Source organism: Pseudomonas sp. 3JA (assembly GCF_036961705.1).
Classification (GTDB): domain Bacteria; phylum Pseudomonadota; class Gammaproteobacteria; order Pseudomonadales; family Pseudomonadaceae; genus Aquipseudomonas; species Aquipseudomonas fluorescens_Q.
Genome location: NZ_JBAMDJ010000014.1, coordinates 51,539 through 77,394, shown reverse-complemented (window position 1 = coordinate 77,394; position 25,856 = coordinate 51,539). Strand labels below are relative to the sequence as shown.

At 58.1% G+C, this 25,856-nt stretch carries 24 protein-coding genes and 2 pseudogenes; 16 read left to right on the top strand and 10 right to left on the bottom strand.

Annotated features, from left to right (window positions below):
- Nucleotides 1-277: 277 nt before the first annotated feature.
- A complete protein-coding gene (locus tag V7773_RS13410) occupies nt 278-550 on the bottom strand; it encodes a hypothetical protein (RefSeq protein WP_336073805.1) in 273 nt (90 codons plus the stop codon).
- A 618-nt stretch (nt 551-1,168) separates the two neighbouring features.
- On the opposite strand from V7773_RS13410, the gene V7773_RS13405 reads away from it, so the two are divergent.
- A complete protein-coding gene (locus V7773_RS13405) occupies nt 1,169-2,650 on the top strand; it encodes a leucine-rich repeat domain-containing protein (protein WP_336073803.1) in 1,482 nt (493 codons plus the stop codon).
- Between the two features lie 121 nt (nt 2,651-2,771).
- Here the strand turns inward: V7773_RS13405 and V7773_RS13400 are convergent, their stop codons facing one another.
- The 6 genes from V7773_RS13400 to V7773_RS13375 all read right to left on the bottom strand — a co-directional run bounded on the left by V7773_RS13400 (nt 2,772) and on the right by V7773_RS13375 (nt 7,784).
- Nucleotides 2,772-3,077, bottom strand: a complete 306-nt coding sequence (locus V7773_RS13400; RefSeq protein ID WP_025211727.1) for a HigA family addiction module antitoxin — start codon at nt 3,075-3,077, stop codon at nt 2,772-2,774.
- 8 nt (nt 3,078-3,085) lie between these two features.
- Nucleotides 3,086-3,364, bottom strand: coding sequence for a type II toxin-antitoxin system RelE/ParE family toxin (locus V7773_RS13395; protein ID WP_072340959.1), 279 nt, complete (start codon nt 3,362-3,364; stop codon nt 3,086-3,088).
- A gap of 269 nt (nt 3,365-3,633) precedes the next feature.
- Nucleotides 3,634-6,006, bottom strand: coding sequence for a TonB-dependent siderophore receptor (locus V7773_RS13390; protein ID WP_336073798.1), 2,373 nt, complete (start codon nt 6,004-6,006; stop codon nt 3,634-3,636).
- A 122-nt stretch (nt 6,007-6,128) separates the two neighbouring features.
- Nucleotides 6,129-7,112 (bottom strand): DUF4880 domain-containing protein, encoded by a 984-nt coding sequence (locus V7773_RS13385; protein WP_336073797.1) that lies wholly within the window; start codon nt 7,110-7,112, stop codon nt 6,129-6,131.
- Entirely contained in the window at nt 7,099-7,614 is a 516-nt protein-coding gene (locus V7773_RS13380) for a sigma-70 family RNA polymerase sigma factor (RefSeq protein ID WP_092146263.1), read from the bottom strand. Before V7773_RS13380 ends, V7773_RS13385 begins: the two co-directional genes overlap by 14 nt.
- A 44-nt stretch (nt 7,615-7,658) precedes the next feature.
- Nucleotides 7,659-7,784 carry a hypothetical protein gene (locus tag V7773_RS13375; protein WP_336073795.1) on the bottom strand — a complete coding sequence of 42 codons (126 nt, stop codon included), beginning with the start codon at nt 7,782-7,784 and terminating at the stop codon, nt 7,659-7,661.
- A 28-nt stretch (nt 7,785-7,812) separates the two neighbouring features.
- Here V7773_RS13375 and V7773_RS13370 point away from each other — a divergent pair, with 28 nt between their 5' ends.
- Both V7773_RS13370 and V7773_RS13365 read left to right on the top strand, forming a co-directional pair.
- On the top strand, nt 7,813-8,646 hold the full coding sequence (locus V7773_RS13370; protein ID WP_336073794.1) for an oxidoreductase: 834 nt from the start codon (nt 7,813-7,815) through the stop codon (nt 8,644-8,646).
- A gap of 24 nt (nt 8,647-8,670) precedes the next feature.
- A pseudogene (locus V7773_RS13365) lies at nt 8,671-8,940 on the top strand (AraC family transcriptional regulator); the annotation flags it as partial.
- A gap of 88 nt (nt 8,941-9,028) precedes the next feature.
- On the opposite strand, the gene V7773_RS13360 reads toward V7773_RS13365, so the two are convergent.
- Nucleotides 9,029-10,057 (bottom strand): GlxA family transcriptional regulator, encoded by a 1,029-nt coding sequence (locus V7773_RS13360; protein ID WP_238992549.1) that lies wholly within the window; start codon nt 10,055-10,057, stop codon nt 9,029-9,031.
- A 158-nt stretch (nt 10,058-10,215) separates the two neighbouring features.
- Between V7773_RS13360 and V7773_RS13355 the strand changes: the two genes are divergently transcribed.
- The 7 genes from V7773_RS13355 to V7773_RS13325 all read left to right on the top strand — a co-directional run bounded on the left by V7773_RS13355 (nt 10,216) and on the right by V7773_RS13325 (nt 16,344).
- Complete coding sequence (locus V7773_RS13355) at nt 10,216-11,085, top strand: substrate-binding periplasmic protein (protein ID WP_063323026.1); 870 nt, start codon at nt 10,216-10,218, stop codon at nt 11,083-11,085.
- Nucleotides 11,086-11,160: 75 nt separating this feature from the next.
- The gene (locus tag V7773_RS13350) at nt 11,161-11,949 is read left to right on the top strand and encodes an amino acid ABC transporter ATP-binding protein (protein ID WP_336073792.1); all 789 of its coding nucleotides are present in this window, start codon (nt 11,161-11,163) and stop codon (nt 11,947-11,949) included.
- Nucleotides 11,949-12,605, top strand: a complete 657-nt coding sequence (locus tag V7773_RS13345) for an amino acid ABC transporter permease (protein ID WP_072340979.1) — start codon at nt 11,949-11,951, stop codon at nt 12,603-12,605. The genes V7773_RS13350 and V7773_RS13345 overlap by 1 nt, the downstream gene beginning before the upstream one ends.
- Nucleotides 12,602-13,285, top strand: coding sequence for an amino acid ABC transporter permease (locus V7773_RS13340; RefSeq protein WP_336073790.1), 684 nt, complete (start codon nt 12,602-12,604; stop codon nt 13,283-13,285). Before V7773_RS13345 ends, V7773_RS13340 begins: the two co-directional genes overlap by 4 nt.
- Before the next feature lie 4 nt (nt 13,286-13,289).
- Nucleotides 13,290-14,717, top strand: coding sequence for an amidase (locus tag V7773_RS13335; RefSeq protein ID WP_336073788.1), 1,428 nt, complete (start codon nt 13,290-13,292; stop codon nt 14,715-14,717).
- Nucleotides 14,717-15,949 carry a D-amino acid dehydrogenase gene (locus tag V7773_RS13330; protein WP_336073787.1) on the top strand — a complete coding sequence of 411 codons (1,233 nt, stop codon included), beginning with the start codon at nt 14,717-14,719 and terminating at the stop codon, nt 15,947-15,949. Before V7773_RS13335 ends, V7773_RS13330 begins: the two co-directional genes overlap by 1 nt.
- Nucleotides 15,950-15,975: 26 nt before the next feature.
- Entirely contained in the window at nt 15,976-16,344 is a 369-nt protein-coding gene (locus V7773_RS13325; RefSeq protein ID WP_336073785.1) for a RidA family protein, read from the top strand.
- A gap of 58 nt (nt 16,345-16,402) precedes the next feature.
- Here V7773_RS13325 and V7773_RS13320 read toward each other — a convergent pair.
- Nucleotides 16,403-16,549: pseudogene (locus V7773_RS13320) on the bottom strand (WYL domain-containing protein); the annotation flags it as partial.
- Between the two features lie 141 nt (nt 16,550-16,690).
- On the opposite strand from V7773_RS13320, the gene V7773_RS13315 reads away from it, so the two are divergent.
- The 3 genes from V7773_RS13315 to V7773_RS13305 are packed head-to-tail and all read left to right on the top strand — an operon-like array spanning nt 16,691 to nt 20,931.
- Nucleotides 16,691-17,485 carry a hypothetical protein gene (locus tag V7773_RS13315; protein WP_336073783.1) on the top strand — a complete coding sequence of 265 codons (795 nt, stop codon included), beginning with the start codon at nt 16,691-16,693 and terminating at the stop codon, nt 17,483-17,485.
- 1 nt (nt 17,486) lies between these two features.
- On the top strand, nt 17,487-19,226 hold the full coding sequence (locus V7773_RS13310; protein ID WP_336073781.1) for a hypothetical protein: 1,740 nt from the start codon (nt 17,487-17,489) through the stop codon (nt 19,224-19,226).
- Complete coding sequence (locus V7773_RS13305; protein WP_092462980.1) at nt 19,198-20,931, top strand: LeoA/HP0731 family dynamin-like GTPase; 1,734 nt, start codon at nt 19,198-19,200, stop codon at nt 20,929-20,931. Before V7773_RS13310 ends, V7773_RS13305 begins: the two co-directional genes overlap by 29 nt.
- Before the next feature lie 647 nt (nt 20,932-21,578).
- Here the strand turns inward: V7773_RS13305 and V7773_RS13300 are convergent.
- A complete protein-coding gene (locus V7773_RS13300) occupies nt 21,579-22,238 on the bottom strand; it encodes a TetR/AcrR family transcriptional regulator (protein WP_336073780.1) in 660 nt (219 codons plus the stop codon).
- Between the two features lie 98 nt (nt 22,239-22,336).
- Here V7773_RS13300 and V7773_RS13295 point away from each other — a divergent pair, with 98 nt between their 5' ends.
- The 3 genes from V7773_RS13295 to V7773_RS13285 all read left to right on the top strand — a co-directional run bounded on the left by V7773_RS13295 (nt 22,337) and on the right by V7773_RS13285 (nt 25,855).
- The gene (locus V7773_RS13295) at nt 22,337-23,065 is read left to right on the top strand and encodes a nitroreductase family protein (protein WP_336073777.1); all 729 of its coding nucleotides are present in this window, start codon (nt 22,337-22,339) and stop codon (nt 23,063-23,065) included.
- Between the two features lie 269 nt (nt 23,066-23,334).
- Nucleotides 23,335-24,768 (top strand): efflux transporter outer membrane subunit, encoded by a 1,434-nt coding sequence (locus V7773_RS13290; protein WP_336073775.1) that lies wholly within the window; start codon nt 23,335-23,337, stop codon nt 24,766-24,768.
- On the top strand, nt 24,761-25,855 hold the full coding sequence (locus tag V7773_RS13285) for an efflux RND transporter periplasmic adaptor subunit (RefSeq protein WP_336073772.1): 1,095 nt from the start codon (nt 24,761-24,763) through the stop codon (nt 25,853-25,855). The genes V7773_RS13290 and V7773_RS13285 overlap by 8 nt, the downstream gene beginning before the upstream one ends.
- Nucleotide 25,856: the final 1 nt, after the last annotated feature.

Sequence of the window (25,856 nt, the reverse complement as noted above, 5' to 3'; positions counted from 1 at the left end):
TTGAGGAGATTTTGGCGCAATTGTGGCGCAGTTCTTGACGAACTGCGCCACAGCTCATCGCAGCAGATGGATGTAGTCGCTCCGACGGTCGGGATTACGTCATGGCCACAAATAAAACCAATGCTGCCCCGCTTAAATGGGTGGCATTGGGTTATCGACCAACCTGGCAGATTGACTCCCCAGCGCTTCCAGTCCTTCACCACATCATCGATGACGGCAGTGGCAATGTCTCTAACGGATCGTGAAACGGGCGACCCCAAAGGTTGCCCGTTTTCATTTACTCAGCCGCCTGCGCCCGCAACCGTCTCCCAATAACATCCATCACATCACACCCATCACGCAGCGATATCGTCAGCATTTTGCAAAAGTCGGAGAGCACCAGCGTGTCGGAGTTGATTTCCGAGCGAAACGCGATGTTTTCCAGCAGTTGGGTCACGGTGCGGATGCGGTAGTCGGCGGTTTCGAAGAGGACGTCGAGCGGGGCTTCGGTGTCGATGAGCAGGGTGGCGGGGATGCAGTCGATGCCGGTGATGGGCATGTATCGTTTCATGGGTAGTACCTCATTCAATTGAAAGGAGCTACCTCGTTAATCGAGTCGCCAAACCCGAGTCGCCATTAGGGCGACGACGGAATATAGGCCGCCCTGCTTGAGAGCTACAAGACGTCACTTTCCGAGCTTCATGTAGGATTCTTGGTCTGTCGGTGGTTGTATTTCCGTCACGTTAGTTCCGGAGGAGCAAAGGAGCCAGAACAGCTACTCCAAGCTCGTCCACGAGACGCTTAAGACCAGTGGCTTTGCGCAGTTGAAACGCCACAGGGTTTCCTTCGCTTAAACGGTTGCGGTGGCTAGCTGCCGCCAGCAGATTTGAGAGCGCACACCTGACAGGTGATGAGCCTGAAGCATCTCAGGATGAGCCATTTGACCTTGACATAGGCGGCGTAGGCGAATAGTTTTTTGCCCAGCAGCTCAGTACAGCGCGCAGGCAATTGTTAGAACCTGCGCAGCAGTCCTGAGCTTTTTTTTGCCCAAGGAAAAGCCAGTGAAGCGAACCGCTGTTCTCATCGATGATCCTGGACTGATATCGCAAATCGGTGCGCATCAGTAAGCAGCAGGCAGATGAACTCCATTTCGCAGCACCTACGCCCGCCCACTTCGGACTAGTAAACCGTGCACAACCCCACCCGCAACGCGCTGATCGCCCAACTCGCCGATAACCCCGATGACATTGCCGCGCGAGCGTCGCTCTATCGCGATCTGCTCGACGCCGGTGAGGCGTCAGTGGAGGGAGTACGCGTTGCGGCTGGCCTGTGCGATCCGGCCGCTAACGTCGTCATTACTCAGTTGAATACCACGGCACATACCAATCGCCCCGGGCCGTTGCTGGCGCAGCTTCGCAACCTGCCGGTCGATCATCTGGAGCTGGATAACGCCGAGCTGGCCTGGTGCGACGCCCTGGCTGGGCTGCCCTTGCGCACGTTGGTGCTCAACAGCCCACGTTTCAGCTGCGATCCAAGTGTATGGCAACGCGTGCCAGACCTCGCTCTCGAGGGCCTGGAGATCAGCGGATTCTCCCGCGCCGATAACGCCACCAGCCTACCTTCCCTCGATCGGCTGCGCCGGCTGACGTTAAGCACCTACGGCCAGGACTTCGACGACAAATTCTTCACGCAACTCGGCAATAGCCCGCTGCAAGAACTGTCGCTGAACCGTTGCGATGACGTCACCGATGATGGCCTTCTCGGGCTGTCAAACCTCAGGTTGCGATCACTCACGCTGGAGCGCGTCGGCGAGCTGACGTCCCGTGGGATGGCGCATTTATGCAGTCACCCCCTTGAGCAACTGTCCCTCGGTTGGAGCGGTGCAATTCTGGAGGACCCCGCATGGCTCTCCCGCCTGAGCGCATTGCGCTCCCTGAGCCTGGATCAATGTTACGCAACGGACGCCACGCTGCACGCCATTGCGGGGCTGCCCATCGAACGGCTTTTGCTCTCGTCTTCGTATGTTGGCGAGGACGATCTTGAGGCTTTGGAGGGCATGCCGCTCGCCGACCTGGATCTCAAATCTTCACGGCAAGTCATCGAGCGGCTCGATGTGCTGCACAGTTTTCCACTCAAGCGCCTGGGGCTTTCCGATGTGCAAGGCATCGATGCAGATACGTTGAGCGATCTGCGCGGTTTGGAGTTGGAGTCCCTGGACCTGTCATTGAACGACCTCACTTGGAAGGAACTGAAACAACTCGCTGGCCTGCCACTGAAGCGACTGAATCTCAGCTTTTGTCGCGGCGTGGATGGCAAGGTTCTGCGCAAGCTCGTCGAGTTGGGCTTGCCGTTGGAGCAACTTGAAATAAGCGGCCTGGATCTGCGCGATGCCGACCTGGCCTGCTTGCGTGATCTGCCGCTGCGGCGCCTGGGTTTGTATGACAGCCCTTGGCTCACCGACGCTGGGGTGGCCCACCTTGCTCGGCTGCCGTTGAGTGCTCTGACGATTTCGGCAGATCCCGGGGAATCGCGGATTACCTCAGCCGCAGTGCCGGTGTTGGAGCAATTGCCGCTGCACACATTGGCGTTGCTGAACTGTTCCGGGATCAGTGCCGAGGGTTGGGATCGGCTGGTCAGGTTGCCAGCTCGCGTGATGGGGCCAGGTATATAGGCTGACGCTAGTCACTTATCGTCCTGGCGCAAAAAGCGCTTGCGGCAAACGCGTGGTGTCTTTGTATGCCCAACAAAAAGCCCAGTTATTTTGCTGGGCTCAAATTTCTGTTTTGTGCTGGTTATGCGCAGTGAGGAACCTTCTCCACTTCCCTGTGAATCTGTTCCCCTTTAGCAATCTCAGCTGTACGTAAATCATACGCAGTCTGCAGATTCAGCCAAAACTGCGCTGACGTTTCCAATGCGGCGGCCAAGCGCAAAGCAACATCGGCGCTGATGCTACGGCGCATCAAGACAATGTCATTTACGGTGGGGGCAGAAACGTGCAATGCCCTTGCAAGCGCAGCTGCGGTAAGGCCAAGCGGTTCCAGATACTCTTCTTTGAGAATTTCTCCAGGGTGTACGGGTCTCATGCCATTCTTAAACATGATTCACCTCAGTGATAATCTACGATTTCTACATTTTCGGGGCCGTTGGCGCCCCAGACAAAACAGATCCGGTACTGACCGTTAACCCGGATGCTGTGCTGGCCTTCCCTGTCGCCATACAGCTGCTCCAACCTGTTTCCAGGAGGAGAGCGCAGGTCGTTGAGATCGACCGCAGCATCGAGCATGCCCAGCTTTCGTTCTGCCACTGAAAGGATGGCTGCCCAGCGCCGGGTTTTGCCGGTTTCAAAAAGAGCTTGGGTGTCGGCGCATCTGAAGCTTCTTATCATCTCTTAATGCTTAACGTTATGCGTTAAAGCGAGTCTACATCGTTTGCTGGGATACTCAACTGGTTGTTGGGACCTTCTGTCAGCAGGCTCAGCCCCTTGCGCTTCAGAACCAACTATTCAGATACAAAGTGGCAGTTGAATATTCTCTAAGTGCATGATTTTCGATGATTAATTTTTTGAAGTCGGAGGGTTTGAACCCCTCCGACGGTTTTCGCCGTTCGATGACTGACCCGCATCAAGCCGACGCCCCATCATGAACGGCCAACTCTTTACCAGTTGTAACTCAACTTAGCGGTGACTTCACGACCCGGGTTGTAGTAGTTCGCAGTCCCTGAACCAACCACATGTTGCTCATCCAGCAGGTTACTGACGTTAACCGCCAGGTCAGTGCCTTTGAAGAGTTTGTAGTTGAAGGCCGCATCGAAGAGCGTCGTGCCATCGCTGGTGCCGGTGTTGGCCGCGTCGAAGTAATAGGAACCCACATAACGCGCGCCCAGGCCAACGCTGACATCGGTGTCGGGGATGTTGTAATAGCTCCACAGCGACGCGGAGTGTTTTGGCGCCGTGGCGAACTCATTTCCTTTGAGTGAGCTGCCGTCGTACAACGTACCGCGCAACACTTCGGACTCCATGTAGGAGTAGCCACCCACCAGGCTCAGGTTGGGGGTCAGCTCAGCCTTGGCTTCCAGGTCCAGGCCGCGTACCCGTGATTCGCCAACGGTTTGCTGCTCGATGACACCGCTGGGCAGTACGACGGCGATGCTGACGTTTTCCTGGGTCAGGTCGTAGACGGCTGCCGAGAACAACGCGTCCATACCGATGGGCGCATATTTCACCCCCACTTCATATTGCGTGCCTGTCTTCGGCACTACACCCACCGTTGGCGGTGAGACCGACTCGACCATGCTGACGTAGGTGGAGACTTCGTCGTTGACGATATAGGTCAGTGCGCCGCGATAGGAGGTTTCCGAGAAGTTATCCGACTCTTTTACGTTGTTGATGTCGGTATTGGACAGATCCAGCGAGTCGTTGCGCACACCGGCGGTGACGATAAAGCGCTCATAGAAGGACAGGTTCTGCTGTAGGAACACGGCCTTGGTTTTTGTGTCGAGCTTGTCGTTGCTATACGGCGCTACGCCGCTGGGCACACCCGTGAACACCGGGTTGGCCAGGTCGATGGAGCCTGTCGTGGCATAGACGGAGCGTTCCTCGGTGGAAGAATCACCATACTCCACGCCCACCAACGTACTGCTGTCGATGTTTTCGAAGCGGGCATCGTATTGCAGCATCAAGTTGCCGTTCAGTTGCTCGGCGTCGCTGTCAGTGCCGAAGATATAACGCGGGACGGTAGTGCCGGTGCGGGTAGGGGAGTCGCTGAGGAACACATAGCCGAAATCATCGGTCAGTTTGCTGTAGCGCAGGTTGCTGCGCAGCACGAAGCCGTTGTCGAAATCATGGCTGAAGGTGCCGCTGATGTTGGTACGTTCGACATCGTGGAAGTTGTAGCTGGGCTCGCCGTAGAACTTGTCACGGTCGTATTCCTTGTCCAGCGGGTAACCGCCGCTGTTGGGCGAGCTTTGGGTTTTCAGGTAATCCACGATCACCGAGGCCGAGGTGAAGTCCGTGGGTGACCAGGTCAGGCCGCCCATCAGGAACTTATTGTCATCCCGTGAATGGTCGTACTCGCGATCGCTGTCTTGCATCTTTGCCGTGAAGCGACCGGCCACGGTTTTTTCTTCGTTCAACGAGTCCCCGACATCGATGCCGGTTTCGACATGGTCGAAAGAACCGTAGGTGACGTAGCCCTGGCCGAACTTGTCGAAGCGCGGCTTCTTGCTGACAAAGTTCACCGAGCCGCCCGGGTCGGCCGGGCCGAACAGCGTCGAGTTGGCTCCACGTATTACTTCAACGCGCTCATAGGCGAAAGGTTCTTCGCGCACACCGCGCATCGAGCCCAGGGTCAGGCCGTCCCGATAGGTCGTGGCCTGGAAGCCGCGGATCTGGAAGTAATCGTTGCGGTCGTCAGTGCCGTAATAGTCGGTAATGACCCCCGGCGTGTATTGCAGCAGTTCTTCGGTCGTGCTCACGCTGCGTTGCTTCATTTCCTTGTCGGTCACCACGGACACCGAGGCGGGCGTGTTGAGGATGCTGGTGGCCACCTTGCCGCCGACCCAGAGTTCCTGGGCGACCACCGAGTTGGGGTCTTCGGTGCCATCGACCCTGGCCTTGGCGTTGACGAGGATGGGCGCGAGGCGATAGTCCTCGGGTTCGGCGTTCGCCTTGGGTTGCGGCGTCAGCAAGTAAGCGTTCGGGCCTTGCTGCTGTATCGCGATGTCGCTCCCCTGCAACAACGATGACAGGGCTTCGGACGTATCGAGTGTGCCGCTCACGCCCCGGGTATTGCGGTTCGCTACGCTTGAAGCGTCGAAGGAAAGACTGATACCCGCCTCGCGCGCAAAGCGGTCAAGCGCCGGTGCCAGGGGACCGGCGGGAATGTTCCACGGGTGAACCTGGTGGGTCTGCTCAACGGTCGATGATTGCGCCAGAGACGGTAGCGCATAGGTGCTGACGATGACGCCAAAGACCGCACCGTGTATGGCGCGATTCAGTAGATGACGCTGGGGAACAGGGGACGCACTCATTGACTCGCTCCGTTAAAGGGGATCGGCAGATCGGCCTGTAGGTCGGCCTTTTCTTACATGCCGAACGAGAATGAGAAATCACCTCATTTTTATTTGATGTTGATAGGCGGCGAAGAAAATACTTAGCTGGCGGCGCTCAACGTCACCCAATATTGGGTTCGATAATCGATCCGCAGGTGCAGTGACTGCGCAACCAATGCCAATACCTGGTCGGTGTCGGCGAGTTGAAAGGTGCCGGAAACCCGCAGGCCCGAGACCTCTTCGGCGCAGCGCAACAGGCCGGGGCGATAGCGCGACAAGGCCCCGATGAAATCACCGAGGCGCATATTGCGTGCGCTGATCACCCCGTCACTCCAGCTCCATACATCCAGGCCGTTATCCTTGAATTCACGAACGCCATCCGAGGTGAACAGCCGCTGATTGCCGGCCTGGACGGTGTTGTTGACCGTAAGGGTTTGGCTGGATCCAGGAAAGACGCTGACTGCGCCGCGCTGCACCGCGATGAGGGTCCCGTCGTCACGCTCATACGCGAGGAACCGGGCATTCAGAGTGCTTATCAATCCGTCGCGGGTTTGTACCCAGAAAGGACGCGGTTGAACCGAGCCTGCGTCCGCGCCGGTATTGACGATGATTTCGCCGCGCCGTAGAACGATCAGGCGCCGCTGAGCATTGAAATAGCTGTCGACCGCACTGTCGCTGTTGAGCTGGATAAGGCTGCCATCATCGAGTTGGAAGCGCTTCCGCTCGCCGGTTCTGCTGTGCTGCTGGGCCAGCATGGCCGGCAGCGGTGTGTAGTCGCGGCCCAGCCAGGTCGCACCACCCAAGGTGACCAATGCACCCAGTAGCTTGAGGCTTTGGCGTCGATGCATGCCTGAGCGGGCGCCTTTGAGGGTGTGCCGGGCCAAATCAGGTGGCACGCCGGCGAAGTCATCGCCAAGCGCTTCCACACGCTGCCACGCTAACCGATGTTCCGAACGCTGCTGCAGCCAGTGCTCGAACGTGCGCTGGGTTTTCTCATCGGCAGGATTGAAGCGCAGGCGCACCAGCCAGTGGATCGCCTGGTCGACCACCGCCGGATCCAGCGCTTGCGCCTTACTGTTCGGCATAACGCAAGCGATAGCAGTGTTGCAGGGCCTTGGCCAAGTCGCGTTCAACCGTAGAACGGGAAACGCACAGTTTTTCGGCTATTTGCAGGCAGGTCAGGCCGTCGAGCTGGGCGAGTAGAAAAGCCTCGCGAACCCTCGGTTTGAGTTGGTCGAGCAGGCGGTCTATGCGCTCGAGGCTATCAAGAATCAGCAAGCGTTCTTCTTCGGAGGGGGCCGCTTGAGGAGGAAGCAGCGCGAGGCTCTCGAAGTAGGCGCGTTCGAGCTCGCGACGGCGATACCGATCGATCATCAGGCCGCGAGCGATGCTGCTTAGGTAGGCTCGGGGCTCGCGCAAAGGGCCTGATTGACGGGATTTGAGCAGACGCACGAACGTGTCCTGCGCCAGGTCCGCTGCGCTCTCGTGACAGCCGATGCGCCGGCTCAGCCAGCTGTGCAGCCAGGAATGGTGGCTGCGATAGAGCAGCGCGAGATTGGCATCACCCAGTGTGTCGTTGCTGCGCATCAGCATCCCGGAAACTACATAATTGATAATGACTCGCATTATATTCAGGCCCGGGACCCCAGGGCAAATTTGCCGACCCTGGCGTTCGCCACGGTGTTCTTTGCCTGATAGGAATAGGCAAGGCTGCGAGGCAAACCGGCATAGGTGGCCCGCAGGTCGGTGGCTACCATGGCGCACACCTACCGACAGGAGTTCGCCATGCACCGCATAAAAACCCTCTTCATCACCGGCGTGAGCAGTGGTTTCGGCAACGCCCTGGCCAAGGAAGCGCTGGTGGCTGGCCACCGGGTCATCGGCACCGTGCGCAGCGAGGCGGCTTTGCAGGCCTTCGAGCAATTGTCTGCCGACCGGGCCCACGGTGTTCTTTTGGATGTCACCGACTTCGCCCGAATCGACAGCGTGGTCGCCGCCACGCAAGCCGCCCACGGCCCGGTTGACGTGCTGGTCAACAATGCCGGCTACGGCCACGAGGGAATTTTCGAAGAATCGCCGCTGGAAGAGCTGCGGCGCCAGTTCGACGTTAATGTGTTTGGCGCAGTGGCGGTGACCAAGGCCTTCGTGCCCTATTTCCGCGAGCGCCGCGCCGGGCATATCCTCAACATCACGTCGATGGGGGGCACCATCACGATGCCGGGCATTGCGTATTACTGCGGGAGCAAGTTCGCCCTGGAAGGGATCTCCGATACCCTGAGCAAGGAGTTGCAACCCTTCAATATCTTCGTGACAGCCGTCGCGCCCGGTTCGTTTCGAACGGACTGGGCCGGTCGCTCGATGCAGCGCACCCCGCGCAGCATTGCCGACTATGACGCCAGCTTTGACCCGGTTCGCCAGGCGCGCCAGGAAAAAAGCGGCAAGCAACTCGGCGACCCGCACAAGGCGGCGCGGGCGATGTTGCAGGTGATCGCCAGCCCGACGCCGCCCGTCCATCTGTTGCTGGGCAGCGATGCATTGAGCCTGGTGCGCGATAAGCTCAGTCGGGCCGCCAGCGAGATCGATCAATGGGAAGCGCTGACCCGTTCGACCGACGGCTGAGCGAACCGCAGAAAGGAGAATTGGATGACCCAGGCTGATCCGCATACCGCACGCATGGTGGCGTTGATGGAGCGGCTGGCGCCGGTGGAAGGCTACAACCTCAGCGCCCTGGAGGACGTACGTTTCCTGCGCTCGAACCGGCCATTGAGTCGCACGCCGGTCCTGTATGACCCCGGTATCGTGATCCTGTGCCAAGGGCGCAAGCGCGGCTGCCTGGGGAATGACCTCTACGTCTACGATGCCCGGCATTATCTGGTGGTGTCCGTTCCCGTGCCGTTCACCATGGAAACTGAAGGCGACCTATGCATTGCCGGCGCCTGCCACGCCGTCCATTTATGTGTCGTCGCATTAGCGCTGACGACACGGTTGAAGCCGTGCGGCGTTACTTCCCTTCTTGTTGCATCAAGGCTTTGCGTAACTTTCCCGGGGAGAGGCCAAACATGCTCTGGAAGTGCCGAATAAAATGCGGTGCATCCGCGAAGCCGCATTCAAAGGCGATCTCGCCAATCTGGCGATCGGAACTCACCAGCAGCCATCTGCCAAACCTGAGTCGGACCTGGCGGTAGAACTGGGCTGGGCTGCTGTTGGTTTCAGCGACGAACAGGCGTTCCAACTGTCGTTTGCTGGTGCCGAGCAGGTGCGCAATGGCCTCGATATCGAGGGGGTGGGCCATGTGTTTTTCCATCAACATCACGGCTTCATGTAGCCGACGATTGGATGAACTGGCGTATCCGAGAGCCTTGCGTCGGTCGACGAAGCTGTTGGACGTGTTCTTTGCCACCGTCATCTGATGCACAACCTTGCCGGCACGATCCGGCCCGCAATGCATGCCGATCAGATGAAGCGCTAACTCGATAACTGAAACACCGCCAGCGCAGGTAATCCGGTCCCGGTCGATCAGAAAGTCTCTGTTGATGACAAAGCGCAACGTGGGAAACCGGTGCTTCCAGTCGTCGCCATGATAGGCGTGGACACACGCCGTTCGCCCCTCCATCAGGCCATGTCGCGCGAGCACGAAGCTGCCGGTGCACAGGCCGATCAACGGCACTTGTGCGGCGGCGGCCTGGTGGAGGAACGCGGGATAGGTTTTCGGCACCGCCTCGATGAAATCGAGCAATCCGCCAATCACCACGATGTAGTCGAAACGTTCCGGGTCAGTGAGCTCGCTGTCGATCGGTACGTCCAGGCCGCTACTGGAAATGACTCTTTGCCCGGGCGTGCCGAGTACTTTCCATTGGCAGCGTATGGGGCGGCTTTGATCACCCGTATCGGCGGCATGCCGCAGCGCATCGGTCAGCCCCGACAGTGACAGCAAGGGGAAGCGTGGCCACAACATGATGCCAATAGACAACTCGGCGGTGCCGCGGCGCATGGGGGGATGACGCGCCTGCCCATGATCGAGCCCGTCCACGAGGCTTTCCTGAGGGGGCACATTCTCTGCGCCGCCAGAATGTCGCAAATGTTCAATCATTCGTGCAAAGCATCCAACTGGTTATACCGCCGCTCCCACTACGATGGGCCCATGCGAAACGTTCCGCTGCCACCCTGAAAACTATCGAGGAGCATCCGATGAAGACGTCCAAAGTTAAGCGTTTTTCCGGTATTTGTGCCGGGTTTCTGGTGTCCGTGCTGGCTGCGGCACCGGTGTTCGCATTGGAGACAGTAGAGCCGGGAAGCCTGACCATCGCCTTCAGTGGTGATATGCCAGGAACAGGGTATCAAGATAGTCGGATGGTCGGCTATGACGGTGAAATCCTTCAACAAATTTCTGAAAAACTGGGCCTTAAGGTCAAACCGGCATTAATGGAGTGGTCAGGGACGATCGCATCGGTGCAGTCCAAGCGAGTGGATGTCATGGCAGGCACCATGGGCTGGACCGAGCAACGCTCGAAAATCATGACCTTGAGCGATCCTATTCACTACTTCAAGAACGGTATTACCCAGACGGACAAGACCAACTGGAACAGCCTCAAGGATTTGCAAGGCAAGAAAGTCGGCACCATCACCGGCTTTTCGTTCATCCCTGAGATGCGCAAGATCGATGGCCTGCAAGTCGCCCTTTATGACACATCCGATGCGGCCGTTCGCGATCTGCTCGCCGGACGCATCGATGCGGTGATCGGCGATCCACCGGTCATGCAATACGCCATTTCCCGCAATGAGCAATGGCACCTGCATTTCAACGCCTTTGTCGACAACGATCCGAATTTCCCACTGCTGACTGGCTTGGGCCAGGTGGTGTTCGGCTTCAACAAGGCCAGCCCGGAACTGGTAACGGCGGTCAACGCACAGATTCAGACGCTCTGGAAAAACTGTGAGATGCGCAAGATCGGCGCTCGCTACGGCCTGACTCAGGATGTCTGGTTCATGCCCGAAGGCAAGGACCTGCGCCTGGGCGTCGATCGTCCAGCGGACTGGACACTGCCCGGCTGCAAGTAAGTGTGAGGCGATGGGGCGGGTCCAGACACCGGCACGACTCATCGCCAGGCCTACAACAATAAGAGGTGAGCCAACATGTCGAACCCATCCGGTGCGGCGTTGCTGCGTGTGCACGAACTCCACAAGAACTATGGCGCTCTGGAGGTGCTCAAGGGCATCAGCCTGGAGTTGAAACCCGGTGAAACCCTGTCACTGATTGGCCCAAGCGGATCTGGAAAGTCCACCTGCCTGCGCTGCATCAATTACCTGGAAAAACCCACCAGTGGCGAGATCTGGTTGGGAGACGAGTTGATCGGTCAGGTCAGGGATGGCCAGCGTTCGCGGCTGATGAGCGACCGGGAAATGGCGCCACAGCGCCGCGAGATCGCCATGGTGTTCCAGTTGTTCTATCTGTGGCCGCACTTGAACGTTCGCGACAACGTCGCACTCGGCCCCATCAAGGCCCAGGGGATACCGCGCAAGCAGGCGTATGAGTTGGCCGACGCGATGCTGGAAAAAGTCCATCTGCGGCACAAGGCCGAGTCTTATCCCGAGCAATTGTCGGGTGGTCAGCAACAGCGGGTCGCCATCGCCCGGGCTTTGGCCCAGCAACCAAAAGTGATTCTGTTCGACGAACCGACCTCGGCGTTGGATCCGGAGTTGGTGGGCGAAGTGTTGGCCGTGATTCGCGAGCTGGCGGAAGAGGGCCGCAGCATGATCATGGTCACCCATGAAGTGAGGTTTGCCCGCGATGTGGCGGATCGGGTGATCTTCATGGACGGCGGGCGCATTGTCGAACAGGGGCCGTCGGCGCAAGTGATCGATAACCCTTGTCACGAACGTACCCGCAGTTTTCTTGGGCGCATGGCTGTGGAGAGCGCTTGATGGCGAACCTGGAAGCTTTCCTCGGACTGTTGCCCTTGCTCTTCAAAGGCGCAATGAGCGCATTGGAAATTGCCCTCTGCACCTTAGTGCTGGCGAGCGTGGGCGGTCTGGTGCTGGCGGTGTTACTGACGTTCAGCCGATCGCGACTGGTACACGGCGCCATCGCCTGTTTCATTGAATGGATGCGCAACGTGCCGGCGCTGGCGCACCTGTTTCTGATCTACTTCGGGCTGTCCTATCTGGGAATCAATCTGCCCGCGTGGCTGGCGGCCATCGTCGGTTTGAGCCTGGTAGGCAGCGCAGTGCTGGCCGATACTTTCCGAGCCGGCTTGCAGTCGCTGCACGTTGGCCAGCATGAAGCCGGGCAGGCCATCGGCCTGCACCGTATGCAGATTCTGCGCTACATCCTCTTGCCCCAGGCCCTGCGCGTTGCGTTGCCTGCGTATGCCAACTATGTCACGCAACTGATCAAGGACACGTCCATCGCCTCGGCCATCGCCGTGCCGGAGATCATGTTCCTGGCACGCAATCTTGTGACCTCCACCTTCCAGACCTCGCTGATTTATCTGGCGGTGATGTGCATCTATGCGGCGATGATCCTGCCAATTGGCGTGGGGTTCATCCGACTTGAACGTCATCTGGGGGCGGCGCGATGATCAGTTTTTTCCAGCAATACCCGGAATACTGGAGCGACTGGGTCGCGCGCCTGCTACTCGGCGCCCGAGTCAGCGCCGAGCTGTCCCTGACAGGCTTCGCCCTGGCGGCGATGTTGGGCGCGTTACTGGCCTGGGCGATGAAGAGCCACAGCGTCTGGCTCAAGCATGCGGCGGTGTTCTTCATTCAGGGGATGCGTGCGGTGCCGCTCCTGGCGTTGCTGCTGGCGCTGTATTTCACCCTGCCCAGCCTCGGGCTGACGTTGTCGGGTTATTGGGCCGGGGTCATCGGCCTGGGCTTGCAGGGCTCGGCCTACGTCGCGGAAATCCTGCGCGGCGGACTGGACTCCTTGCATCGCGGCCAACGTGAGGCGGCCATCGCCACCGGCCTGACGCCCTTGCAAGCCTTCACCGCCGTGATCTTTCCGCAAGCCATTCGCGGCATGTTGCCGCCGTTGCTCAATGCCTACGTGTCGATTCTGAAGGACAGCTCCCTGTGCGCCTTGATCGCCACCGATGAGTTGATGCTGGCGGCCCGGGCCATCGCGTCCGAATCCTTTTTGCCGATGCATATTTTCCTGCTGGTGGGGTTGTTCTATTTCGTCATCGCTTTCCCTCTTTCTCTGTTGTCGCGAGCGCTGGAAGCACGATTTTCTCGCGGGCGCAAAACCATTCGAGGTTGAACACATGAACATCATGGATCGAACCGCTTCTCAGAGCATTGGCCAGTTGCGGCAAGCGCTGGAGTCCGGAGCGCTCACGAGCGAGTCCCTGGTTGGCGCGCAACTGGAGCGGATCGAGCGCTTCAACGGTCAACTCAATGCGTATGTCGAGGCCTATCCCCAGCGCGCGCTCGGTGCCGCCATCGCGGCCGATCGGCAGCGGGCCGCCGGTGTCCACCTGGGGCCGTTGCACGGCATTCCAATTGCGATCAAGGATTTGTTCGAAATCGACGGCAAGGCCATAACCGGTGGTTCGCTGGCACAGACGCCGCGCATCTCTCGGCTCACCGCCACGGCAGTCCAGCGGCTGGAGCGCGCCGGGGCGATCATCATGGGCAAGACCCACACCGTCGAATTCGCTTTCGGAGGGTGGGGCACAAATGCCGTGATGGGCACGCCGTGGAACCCGTGGGACCGTGAAGTACATCGTGCGCCAGGGGGGTCGAGCAGTGGTTCAGCGGTGGCCGTGGCCGGCGGGTTGGCAAGCGCGGCATTGGGCACCGACACCGGCGGCTCGGTGCGGATTCCCGCAGGCATGTGTGGTCTGGTTGGCCTGAAAACCACGCGTGGGTTGGTCAGCCGTCACGGTTTGATTGAGTTGTGTCCGTCGCTGGATTCGGTGGGGCCCATTACGCACACCGTCGAAGACGCTGCATGGATGCTTGACGCGCTGCTGGGGCCGGACCCGCTGGATCCGGTCTCGGCCAAGTCGCCTGTCTTCAGCGCTGCAGCAGGTTTGAATCTTCCGGTGGCCGGTCTGCGTATCTGGGTGCTGCCACAGACCGAACGCGTACACATCGCGCCCGGCGTATTGGCAGCCTACGACCAGGGGCTTGAGCAATTGGCCGCACTGGGCATGCATTTGGTCGAACAGCCGCTACCGACTTCACTGGAGCAGTGCATGCACGTTGCCGGTGGTCTCATGAGCGCCGAAGGCTACGCCAGCCTTGGCAGTTTGTTCGAGCGCGACGATCTACGCTTCGATCCTCATGTGCAGCGTCGGGTGCTGAGCGGGCGCGCCATCGACGCGGCGGCTTACATCCATTTGCACAACCAGCGACGTGCTGCCCGTCAAGCCATGGACGAAGCCATGTCCCAGGTCGATGCCTGTGCGTTTCCGACCAATGCCATTGGCAGTGTGCCGTTGAATCAGGTCGATGAGTACGGTACGCCGCTGGCCTTGCTCGGCCGTTTCGCCAACCTGCTCAATCTCTGTTCAGTGGCGCTGCCGGTGGGCTTCGACGAGCAACGCATGCCGGTCTCGATGCAAATTGTCGGGCGTGCCTTCGCCGAGCCGTTGGTGCTGCGGATCGCCCATGCCTACCAGCAAGTCAGTGATTGGCACCAACGGCGACCTGTGGGTTGGGACCTGTCGGACAGGGTGGTGGCGTAATGGAAATCTGTGTCGTCGGCGCTGGAATCGTTGGCTTGAGCAGTGCCTGGTTTCTACACAAGGCCGGTCATACCGTCACCGTTATCGATCGTGCGGGGGAGGCCGGCATGGGGGCCAGTGCCGCCAATGGGGCGCAATTGAGCTACAGCTATGTGCAACCGCTGGCTGATCCCTCCCTGTTGCCGGGCATTCCGAAAATGCTGTTGGCGCGCAACGGCCCGCTGAAGTTTTCGCCGCAATGGAGCTTGGAACAATGGCGCTGGTGTGTGGAGTTTCTCGCGGCCTGCCGTACGTCCGTTTCGCGCCAGACGACTGTCGAGTTGCTGGAACTGGCGCATGAAAGTCGGCTGGCGCTGGACGCCTTCATCAGTCAGGAAAAGGTGCAATGCGATTTCGCCCGTACCGGAAAACTGGTGCTGTACCCCGATGCTGAAAGCCTGCGCAAGGCCGGCGACCAGGTGAAATTCCAGGCCGCCCAAGGCGCCAGGCAACAAAAAATCGTCAGCCCCGCCGAAGCCTTGTCGATCGAGCCTGCACTCGAGGGCTATAAGAACGCGTTTCACGGCGCGATCCATACCGACAGCGAATGCGCGGTCGATGGGCGCAAGCTTTGTCAGGAGCTTGCGAGGTTGTTGAGCGCGCAGGGGGTGCGTTTTCTGTTCGACAGTGAGGTTGCCGCTTTCCGACGTGAACGCGGCCGCATCACCGCGTTGGAGATTCACCACGCCATCGAAGGCCCTGGTCTTTTAGGGACGCAAGCGGTCGTGCTGGCGGCTGGCGCTTACAGTGCGGGGTTGTTATCTGCGTTCGGTGTGCGCATGCCGGTCTACCCGCTCAAGGGATACAGCATTACGTTGCCGATCACTGATTCGATGAATGCACCGACGGTCAGCGTGACGGACATGCGGCGTAAAACAGTGTTCGCCCGGATCGGTGATCGCTTGCGCGTCGCTGGGATGGTCGAGCTGTGTGGGCTGGATGCGTCGATTCCCGTTAAGCGTATCGAGCAACTGAAAGCCTCGACGCAGGCATTGTTCGGTCTGGAATGGAACGCCGATGATTGCCAGCCCTGGACCGGTTGGCGTCCGGCGACCCCCACCGGACGGCCGATTCTGGCAGTCAGTGGTTGTGACAATCTGTACGTCAATTGCGGCCAGGGCGCCCTGGGCATGACCTTGGCATTTGGCAGCGCCCAACGTCTGGTCCGATTGATCGGCGGCACGGCGCTTTAACTTCCTCAATTCATGGAATAAACCCGATGGCAACGATTCAACGTTTTCAGAGCAGCGCGCGGATGTCCGGTGTGGTCAGTCACGGCGACCTGCTTTACCTCTCCGGCCAGGTGCCCACTGATCTACAGGTTGGCATCGAAGAGCAGACGCAGCAGGTGCTGGCCAAGATAGAAGCCTTGTTATCGCTGGCGGGCAGCGACAAGGGCCAGCTTGTGAGCGCACAGATCTGGCTCAAAGACATTGATCGTGATTTCGCGCTGATGAATTCGGTGTGGGACGCCTGGCTGCCAGCTGATAGTGCTCCGGCACGGGCCACTGTTCAGGCACGTCTGGCGCGGCCTGAGGTGCTGGTGGAGATTATGGTTGTGGCTGTGAAACTTGCTTCGGGGGGTTGAAGGCGGGGCTGAGGCTTTCTTTTAGGCGCAAAAAAGGCACTTGCGATAATCGCTAAGTGACTGATACGTATTCGGTTTCCAGACGCAGGCTTTCGCGGCAGGCCTTAAGCAAAGGGCACAGCACCTCGGGCCGAATCGGCCGATCAGGCACTTCCAGCACCCTGGTATGCGCATAAGCCAGTGCCAGCCCGTCGATGTGCAGGGCATATCAACATTATGGCTATATGCCATTAATGCTTGAGCGTTTACCATAGCCTCGGCTACCCCGCATGTTCAGGGCTCCAGTTGATTGCGTTTATTGGCAAACAAAATCCTGCCTGACATTACTTCATTACAAGGACGCGCAATGAACGCCACTGAAGATCTCAACCGCCTCTATACCGATGTCTCGGACAGTATTGGCAGCGCCATGGAAGACATTCTCGCGCTTAACGTCGAGCACAAAGATGGCAAGCGTGAAATCGGTAACATCACCGAAAAACTGCGTGACATTCGGGGGCGGTTCGACAGCGAACTGGAACAGTTGAAAACCCACGCCGAGTGGGACACGTTCACCCTGGCGTTTTTCGGTGAGACCAACGCTGGCAAGAGCACAATCATCGAATCACTGCGCATCCTGTTCAAGGAAGAATCCCGCGAGGCACTGCTGCAACAGCATGCCGATGACCTGGAGCAGTTCTCGCAAGCCCTTACCGCTCGCCTCGAGCATGTGCGCGAAGGCTTGCACGCCTTGTACAGCGAGTACACGGGTGAAGTGGTCAGCATTCGCCAAAGCACAGCCCAGCTGACGCAAATCGTTCAGCGCGAAGCCCAGGAGCGAAATGCGATTGTTCAAGCTGAAGCCGATGCTAGAGTGCGGCTTGCCCAGCAAGAAACTCAGGCACGGCTAGAGTTGCAGCAGCAGGAAGCCGCGCATCGCCAACAGGTAGTTGAGGTAGAAGCGGAGGCCAAGCGCACCCTCGCCGAACAGGAGTCCAGCGCTCGCCAGGCACTGGAGCAACAGGAAGCCTCACAGCGTCTGGACATTGCGCGAGCGCACGCGATATCGAGCCTCAAGGCCCGGCTGTCGATGTTCGCCATCGCTGGAGTGCTGATCGGCGCTGGTGCTGCGGTGGCGGTACTGAAGTTGGCAGGAGCTTGAAATGTCCCAGCACGAACTTGATGAGTTGTTCGATGAGGCCGTCTCGACCCCTTCGCCTGTCTCCCCCGATGACACGCCGGTTCTCCAACGCATTGAGACGCGCTCTCCTGCACTGGATGGCCTGCTCAATCAGCAGTTCAAAGGGCTGCACGACGATCTGTTGGCTTATGAACATAAGAAGGCCCAGGCACATCGTGTAGACGGCTCGATCATCGGCACGGGTGAAGCCGATTTCACCAAGGGCAATACGCTCTACCCTCTGAACTACAAGGGCAAACGCTTTCAGTTGATCGACGTGCCTGGTATTGAGGGTGACGAGGCCAAGTATGCGCATATGGTCCGCGAGGCCGTAGCCAAGGCGCATCTCGTTTTCTATGTGAACGGCACCAATAAAAAGCCTGAGAAAGCCACCGCAGAGAAAATTCGTTCTTATCTACGTTTGGGGACTCAGGTGTGCCCCTTGGTCAACGTGCGTGGCAATGCCGACGCCTACGAGTTCGAGGAAGACCGCGAGTCACTGACTGCGCACGGCGACTCCACCGCCGCGTTGCAACAGACCGAGGACGTACTGCGTTCGGTACTGGGCAGCAAAGTTTTACAGACAGGCCACTACGTGCAGGGCCTGCTGGCATTTTCGTCGTTGGCGAACGATGCGCAAACTGGGCGTACCACAATCGACCCCGCCCGTAGCCAGGACCTGGTGATTCAGCAGCGCAATTATCAGAAGCACTTCGCCTCGTCGAAAGAGATGTATGAATTCAGCCAGATCAAGTCCGTCGCCAAGGTGCTGCATACCAAGCTCGCGACGTTCCGAGAGGACATGATCGAAAGCAACAAGACCAAGGTGTACGAATTGCTGGTTGAGAATATTTCGACCTTGCAAGCGTTGCACGCAACCCATGAAGCCTTCGTTGCCAGGACTGAGCCGGAATTCGAGAAGTGCCGCGAAGCGATCAAGGCGGCCCGGGAGCGATTCGAACGGCTGGTCGTTGCGGGAAGGCGGAATCTTTGGGATAGCCTTTTCAACGACCTCAAGGAAGATGCCGACGATATCGTCGAAAAGAACTTCGGTGAAAACGACGTTATTTCCAGCCAGATCAATCGTGCTTTCAAGCGTGGGCAGAATGAGCTCAAGGAGAAACTCCAGGAGCAGTTCGAAGCCTACCTAAATGATTTGGGGCAGGACCTGCATCAAGCCGTCCAGCGCCTGATGGAAGACGTTGCACGGGTAGAGTTCGAGCAGCTTCTCTATGACGCCGAATCCCTGAATATCAACTACAAAACACCTGACTTGGACCTTGGCTTCGAACTGGGTGACTACGGGTGGATGGCCTTCAACATAGGCTCCTACGCATTGGCTGGGGCAGGCATCGGCACCGCGTTTCCGGTGATCGGCAACCTGATCGGCGCCGTTGCTGGCGCTGTAGTGGGCATCTTTGTGAGTGTGTTGAGCATCTTTACCAGCAAGGAAAAACGCATTCGCAAAGCACAGGGGCAAGTTCAGGAGAAGATCGATGACGCATGCACCGAAGCCCGTAACGCCTTGAAGGAAGAACGCAAAACGCTGTTTACCCCTGTTCGCAAGCACATTGACGAAACCGTATTGCCCCGCGTGCAGCAGCTTGAGGAGTCGCTCAAGCGCCCTCTGGACGTCATCGAACAGCAGATCGCGCTGATGACCCTTATTAAAGAGCAGTTGGAGAACATGCCGTATGGAACAATTCAATCAGTTCAACGTTGAGAAGCAGGCAGCGCTCAAGGGGCTGGAGCAGCTGCGTGCGGTGCTCGACGAGTTGGGTGAGATGGGCGCCGACGTCGGTAGCGAGTTGCAAAAGATCGACTCGGCAGTACAAGCCGTTGAGTCCGATGTGCTGCGCATCGCCTTGCTGGGTGCCTTCTCCGACGGCAAGACAAGCGTTATTGCCGCTTGGCTGGGCAAGATCATGGCCGACATGAACATCAACATGGACGAATCCTCTGATCGCTTGGCAATTTATTCTCCAGAGGGGCTGCCGGAGAAGTGCGAAATCGTCGACACCCCCGGCCTGTTCGGCGACAAGGAAAAAAGTGTCGACGGCGAGCAGGTCATGTATGAAGACCTGACCAAACGCTACATTTCCGAGGCGCACCTGATTCTGTATGTCGTGGACGCCACCAACCCACTCAAGGAAAGCCACAACGACATCGTCAAGTGGGTGCTGCGGGACTTGAACAAGCTGTCCTCGACCATTTTCGTGATCAACAAGATGGACGAAGTGACTGACCTCACCGAGCAAGTACTGTTCGATGCTCAGGCCACGATCAAGAAGGACAACCTCAAAGGCAAACTGCAGCGTGCAGCCAACCTGAGCCCGGATGAACTGGCCAAGGTGAATATCGTCTGCCTGGCCTCCAACCCGAATGGACGCGGCCTGCCGTTCTGGTTTGGCAAGCCAGAGCACTATGAAAGCCGCTCGCGCATCAACGATCTCAAAGCCATGACCACGCAAGTGTTGCGGCACAATGTGCCTGCGGTGCTGATTGCAAAGACGGGCATGGATGTAGTGCGAGATCTCGTCGGCCAGCATGTGGTGCGCGCCGAAGAACAGTTGGAGCGGCTCAAGGCTTTTGCCGAGCAGAATGCCGAAGAATCGGCACGTATCACCCAAGACATTGAATCGGGTCGTCGTGAAGTCAAACGCCTGGCCGGTGAGCTGTTCGAAGAACTTCAGAACCTTGAGAAAGGCATGCTGGGCAAGTTACGTCCGCTTGGCTTGGAAAACATTCGTGAATTCCTCGAGGACGAGCTGGGTTACACCGAAGATGGCGTAGGCTTCAAGTTGAACCTGAAAATCAAGGGCGCAATTGACCGCTCCTTCGACCAGTCTTCCAAAGTAACCAGCCGCATCTCTCAGGATATTGGCCGCCAGCTCAACTCCAGCGAGAGCTTCCTCAATGCCATGGGTGACAGTGCATTGAAGTCGATGGGCGGGGCTGCCAAGGGCATTGCCAACCTGAGCCCAGACATCATCAAGGGGGCGGTGTTTGCAGCCCGCGATGCGCTCAGCGCAGTGACTGGCGTGGCGATCAAATTCAAGCCTTGGCAAGCGACCAAAATCGCCGGCGCCATTTCAAAGTGGGCAGGCCCTGCAGGCGCTGCAATCACACTTACCTCGGACCTGCTCAACGCCTATAAAGCGCATGAACTGGAACAGGAGTTGAAGAGCGCCAAGGAGTCGATTGCCGAGATGATCAAAAGCGCCTTCAAGGATATCTACGACATCATTGCTGACGACGAAAAGCTGTTGGACTTCTTCGCACCGCAGCTCAAGGCGTTTGAGAAGATTGTCGAGACGGTGGAAGAGCGCTCGCGCTTCATCAGTGCCAACCAAGCCAAGCTGCAAACCGTGAAAGCCAAGCTGAATGCCCTGACATCATCGCCTGCGCGGCTTGAGGCAAATGCATGAAGATGCTCGGCAAGGAGTAGTGCCAGTCGGTTGAGCCAAATTGGGCTGCCCTGCAGACCTTCGCGAGCAAACCTGCTCCTACAAGATTGCGCAGTACCTGTAGGAGCAGGTTCGCCCGCGAAGGGCCGCAAAGCGGCCTAACGGTATCTGGCGCACATCTTCACTTCCTGAACCCGCGCTCATTCCCCCAAGGAACCCGCGCAAAAAATACTATGGCCACTGCCGGCACCAACGCCGAGTAGCCAGCCCAGTAGCTCTAAAACCCTTGATTTCACTGGGTTTCAGGCACAAAAAAAGACGTCCGTGGATGTCTTTAGAGGCCGGGGTAAGTTGAATTTGTTCTTCAAGCTGTTGATTTATAATGTTAATGTATGTTTTCGTTTTTTCTTGGAATACCCTGCGTAATGGCATTCCACTTGATCGCTCAGGAAACGACCATCGATGATCCAAGACGATGAGGTCATGAACATTTTTGCACGCTCTGGACCAGAAGCGTCGGGGTAGCAAGCTTCTATCGCCCTTGCCCGTCAGGCATATATCTAATGAACGTGTTCATAAGGCTCATCGGTATTGTTGAATATCGTGTCTTGAACCATCTCCCTAGCACCTCGAATCATTTCATTGCCACTTACGTCACAACAAACTCTTCAATGATGTCCGCAAGAAGCTTTTAGCTTTTGCCCTTGATTATCCGTTTGCCTGTAAAGATAGTTTTCAAGCAGGGTGACAACCTCAGTAATAAAGCTCTGATGACCCAGCAATTGTGGTCGATCAGCGGTAACAGTGTGGATGATCGCATGCGCAGCGATGCCCATCAGGTAAATCGAAAGATCCGGATCGGGAACATTCTTCATGAAAGGCCTCAGGACGTCTGAGAACTGTCGCTGCAGATGATCTTTTTCATCATCTGCCTGCCGAACGGTACGTGGTAGCTCTTCATGAATAGCCTTATGAAGAGCAGGCGCGATGCGATGCTCCACGACGATCATTTCTACGATCATTGTCAGCGCCTCTCGAAGAGACGGCTGCCTTGGCAAAACTTCCAAAGCGTTAAGCAGATCAGTTCGCGTTGCAGCGACATGACGTCGCTGTAACTCTGCGATCACGGCTTCCTTATTCGGGAAGAACTGATATAGCGAACCAATATTGACGCCCGCGCGCTCTGCAATCGCATTGGTCGTCAGGCCTTCCCAACCGACCTTGGTCAAAATGTAAGTCGCCGCTTGAATAATGGCTTCGACAGTTGCGCGGGAGCGTGCCTGGGCCGGGAGTTTACGCGGGTTTACGGTCGTTCGGCTTCTGCTCATGGGCCGCTCCAGAACGCGAGTTTTTAAAATATAAGCTTTAACTTACGATTTGAAACGAGGAAACACAACACTCTTCACGAATCGAGAGCATCTGAATCATGAATACACAAGAGCCCGTACTCCCTTGGGACGGTTTTCAGGCGGCGAACCGCTTTCGCAGGGCAATCCGTAAATTCAACTCGACGACGATTCCCGAAGATGAAGTTTATGCGTTGCTCGCTGAAGCGGCTTTTGCACCTTCCAGCGGGAACATGCAACCGTACGAGCTGCACTGGATTCGAGAGCCGGCCTTGAAAGTCAGAGTCGCTGCGGCCTGCAATGGACAGAAAGCGGCTGCGTCAGCGGCAGACTTTATTGTCGTAGTGGCTAGCCCCGCGCTAGGCCTGCGTACCGCTAAGGCGCAGCTCGCACATGTTGAAGATTCGGCGGCGCTGGGCGCCGACTCGAAGGTTTATTACCGCAAGCAAATAGGTATGTTTCAGAAAGTTCTGGGACTGGGTTCTTCGGCACTCTGGTCACCGCTTGTTTTGCTCGCTGCGCTGATTCGTCCGACGTTATCGCTGATTCCCATAGGGCACATCGGCGGTCGTCAGTGGGCCGCGCGCAATGCGATTTTCGCTGCTCAAACAATCATGCTCGGCGCGGCTGCGAAAGGGATCGACTCCTGTCCGATGGAGGGCTTTTCCGCGTCGCAGGTAGCCAAACTTCTCAGCCTTCCTCGGGGCGCTGTGATTCCGCTGGTGATTGCACTTGGATATCGCGCGGATGACGCAAGGATCGAGGAGCGGTGGCGCTACCCCATCAACGATATCGTGGTTTCGCACTAGCGCTTACTTAGAGGGGCGCAGGCGCCTTTCACTGCCTGACTGACGCAGACCTGAAAACTCCGTGGTTGCTTTGAAAGCAAAGGATAAATCGCGATTGCCCTCTACCAGACGACTTCATGATCGACGTGGCCGGCTACGGCCGTTGCGACTGTCATTAACGTCTTAACGTGCTTTATTTTCGGTTATCTGAGATGACTTCCAGAATCATAAGTAATGCCAGTCATGCTGAGAATAGTCCGTCCGAGTGGGTGTGGTACTGGCGTTTGACGATGTATGCATTCGCCGCGTCCATGTTGGTATCCGGTGGTTGTTCGTTGCAGCCGGCCTACACCAAACCGACCCTGTCGATACCCTCCGTGTGGTCTGAAAAGTCAGGCGCCGCGAACAGTCAGCATTCGCCGGCATCGAAGCCTTGGTGGCACGACCTGGGGGACGATGCTGTCGACAAGCTGATCGATGCGGCGTTCGCTGACAACCCAACTTTGCTCCAGGCGCTTATGCGTATCGACGAAGCACGGGCGACGCTGGGAGTGAGTACCGCCGCTACGCTGCCAACCATTAATGCGAGCGCCAGTTTGACGCGGGATCAAAGCCGGAACACTTCTCCTTTTTCTTCTAGCACGACTGCGCTTAGCACCTCGGCCTCGGCGGGGCCGAGCTTCAGCTGGGAGATTGATCTTTTCGGGCGGGTTCAAGAATCGGTTGAAGCCTCCCAAAACCGCCTTGATGCCCGCACGGCTGATGCTGCCTCAACGCGACTGACTCTGGCAGCCGATGTGGCGAATGATGTGCTGATCCTGCGTGCCTGCGAGAACAGTCGGCGTGTGCTGGTTGAGGACATCGCTTCCCGGGAAAAGACCCTGGCGCTGACGCGACGTCGTCTTCAAAGTGGTTTTGCTGCTGCGGTTGACGAGGCTCGTATACTCACCGGCCTCGCGACGTCCCGTACCAATCTGGCGACTCAGCAAGAGCAGTGCGCCCGCCAGGTGAACGCTTTGGTCGCCCTCAGTGGCCAGAGTTCGAGCCGGGTTCAGGCGCTGGTAGGCGTTGCACCGCGGACGCCGGATGCGGTGCCCGTGTTCATGCCTAGAGCACCGGCAGCTGTACCTGAAGTGCCTGCGACCGTACTGGCGCAACACCCCGATGTTATCTCGGCTGAGCGAGAGGTCGCCGCAGCCTGGGCGGATATTGCTGTCGCCCGCGCCGATCGCCTGCCGCGCATTGATCTGACGGCAGCCTTGACCGGTCAATGGGTCCGAGCCGCAGGCTCCAGCCTGGATTTCAACACGTGGTCCATAGGTCCCAGCCTGACCGGCACGCTGTTCGACGGCGGTGCGGGTGCTGCGAATGTAAAGGTCGCCGACGCTCGGTACCGGCGTGCCGTAGCCAGTTTGCAAAGTACATTGCGCACGACCGTTCAGGACGTGGAAAACGCCATCGCTGCTCAGGCATCGGCCGAATCCCGAGTCTCGTCGACCCGTGAAGGGGAGATCGCCGCTCGCACCACACTGCAGGCCAGCGATGCTCAGTGGAAGGTCGGCGCCGTCAGCTTGTTCGAGCTCGAAGACAGCCGTCGCCAGTTCGCCTCTGCACAGGATGCGCAGATTTCTGCGCGTCGCGATCAGGCTCAGGCCTGGATATCTCTAGTCAAAGCTACCGGCGCAGCTATCGCCCTCATTCCGGATAACACATCCCATGAATAACTTGTCTTTTGCATTTGCTGGCGTCGGCCGCAAGTCAATGAGCATCGTTGCCCTTTGCGCCAGCGTGATGGTGGGCGGCGTCTTTTTTTTCGTCTCTGATGCCGCCGTTACTCCGGCGCCAATCCAGCCTGCCACAGCCCTGACGATCACTGCCGCTACTGCGAACCGGGTCCAATGGCCAATAACCCTTCAAGCCAGTGGCGCTATTGCGCCTTGGGAAGAGGCTGTCATCGGCGCTCAGGTATCGGGTTTGAGACTGGCTGAAATCTTCGTGAACGTGGGTGATCGCGTGAAGCGTGGGCAACTGCTGGCTACTTTCGATGCAGACCTGTTGGGGGCCGACGAGTCGCGTCTCAAGACTTCCTGGCAACAGGCCGAAGTCAACCGCCAGCGTGCTTTGCAACTCAAGGGCACGGGCGGTATGAGTGAACAGGACGTGCTTCAGTACGTGACTCAGGCTGGTGTTGCGAAGGCATTGCTACAGAGCACCCTGTTGCAACTGCGTTACGCCAAAGTGATAGCGCCTGACGATGGCGTTATCAGCGGCCGCAGTGCCACGGTGGGCTCGGTGTACAGCAATGGGCAAGAGTTATTCCGCATGATTCGCCAAAATCGATTGGAGTGGCGTGGCGAACTGACTGCCGTACAACTGTCCCAAGTAAAACCCGGTCAGCACATCAACCTGATATTACCAGACGGTACCTCAGCCGAAGCTGTGGTACGCCAGCTGGCGCCAAGCCTGGACGGCCAGACGAGGCTCGGCATGGTCTATGCCGACATTGAGCCCGGCAGCATGGCTCGGGCGGGCATGTACCCGCAGGGCACGGTTGAATTGGCTGAACGCTCCGCTGTCGTCGTACCTGCTGCGAGCGTGGTGATCCGTGATGGTCGTAGCTATGTTCCCAAGTTGCTCAAGGGGGACCGGATCGTCATGCAGGCAGTGACGGTGGGGCGTCGGCAAAATACCGAAGTGGAGATCGTTTCCGGCATTCATGTCGGCGATAAGGTGGCCGTGCAGGGCGCCGGCTTCTTGAACGAAGGTGATTGGGTGCATGTTGCCGCAACATCTGTTGCAGCGCAGGAGTAGA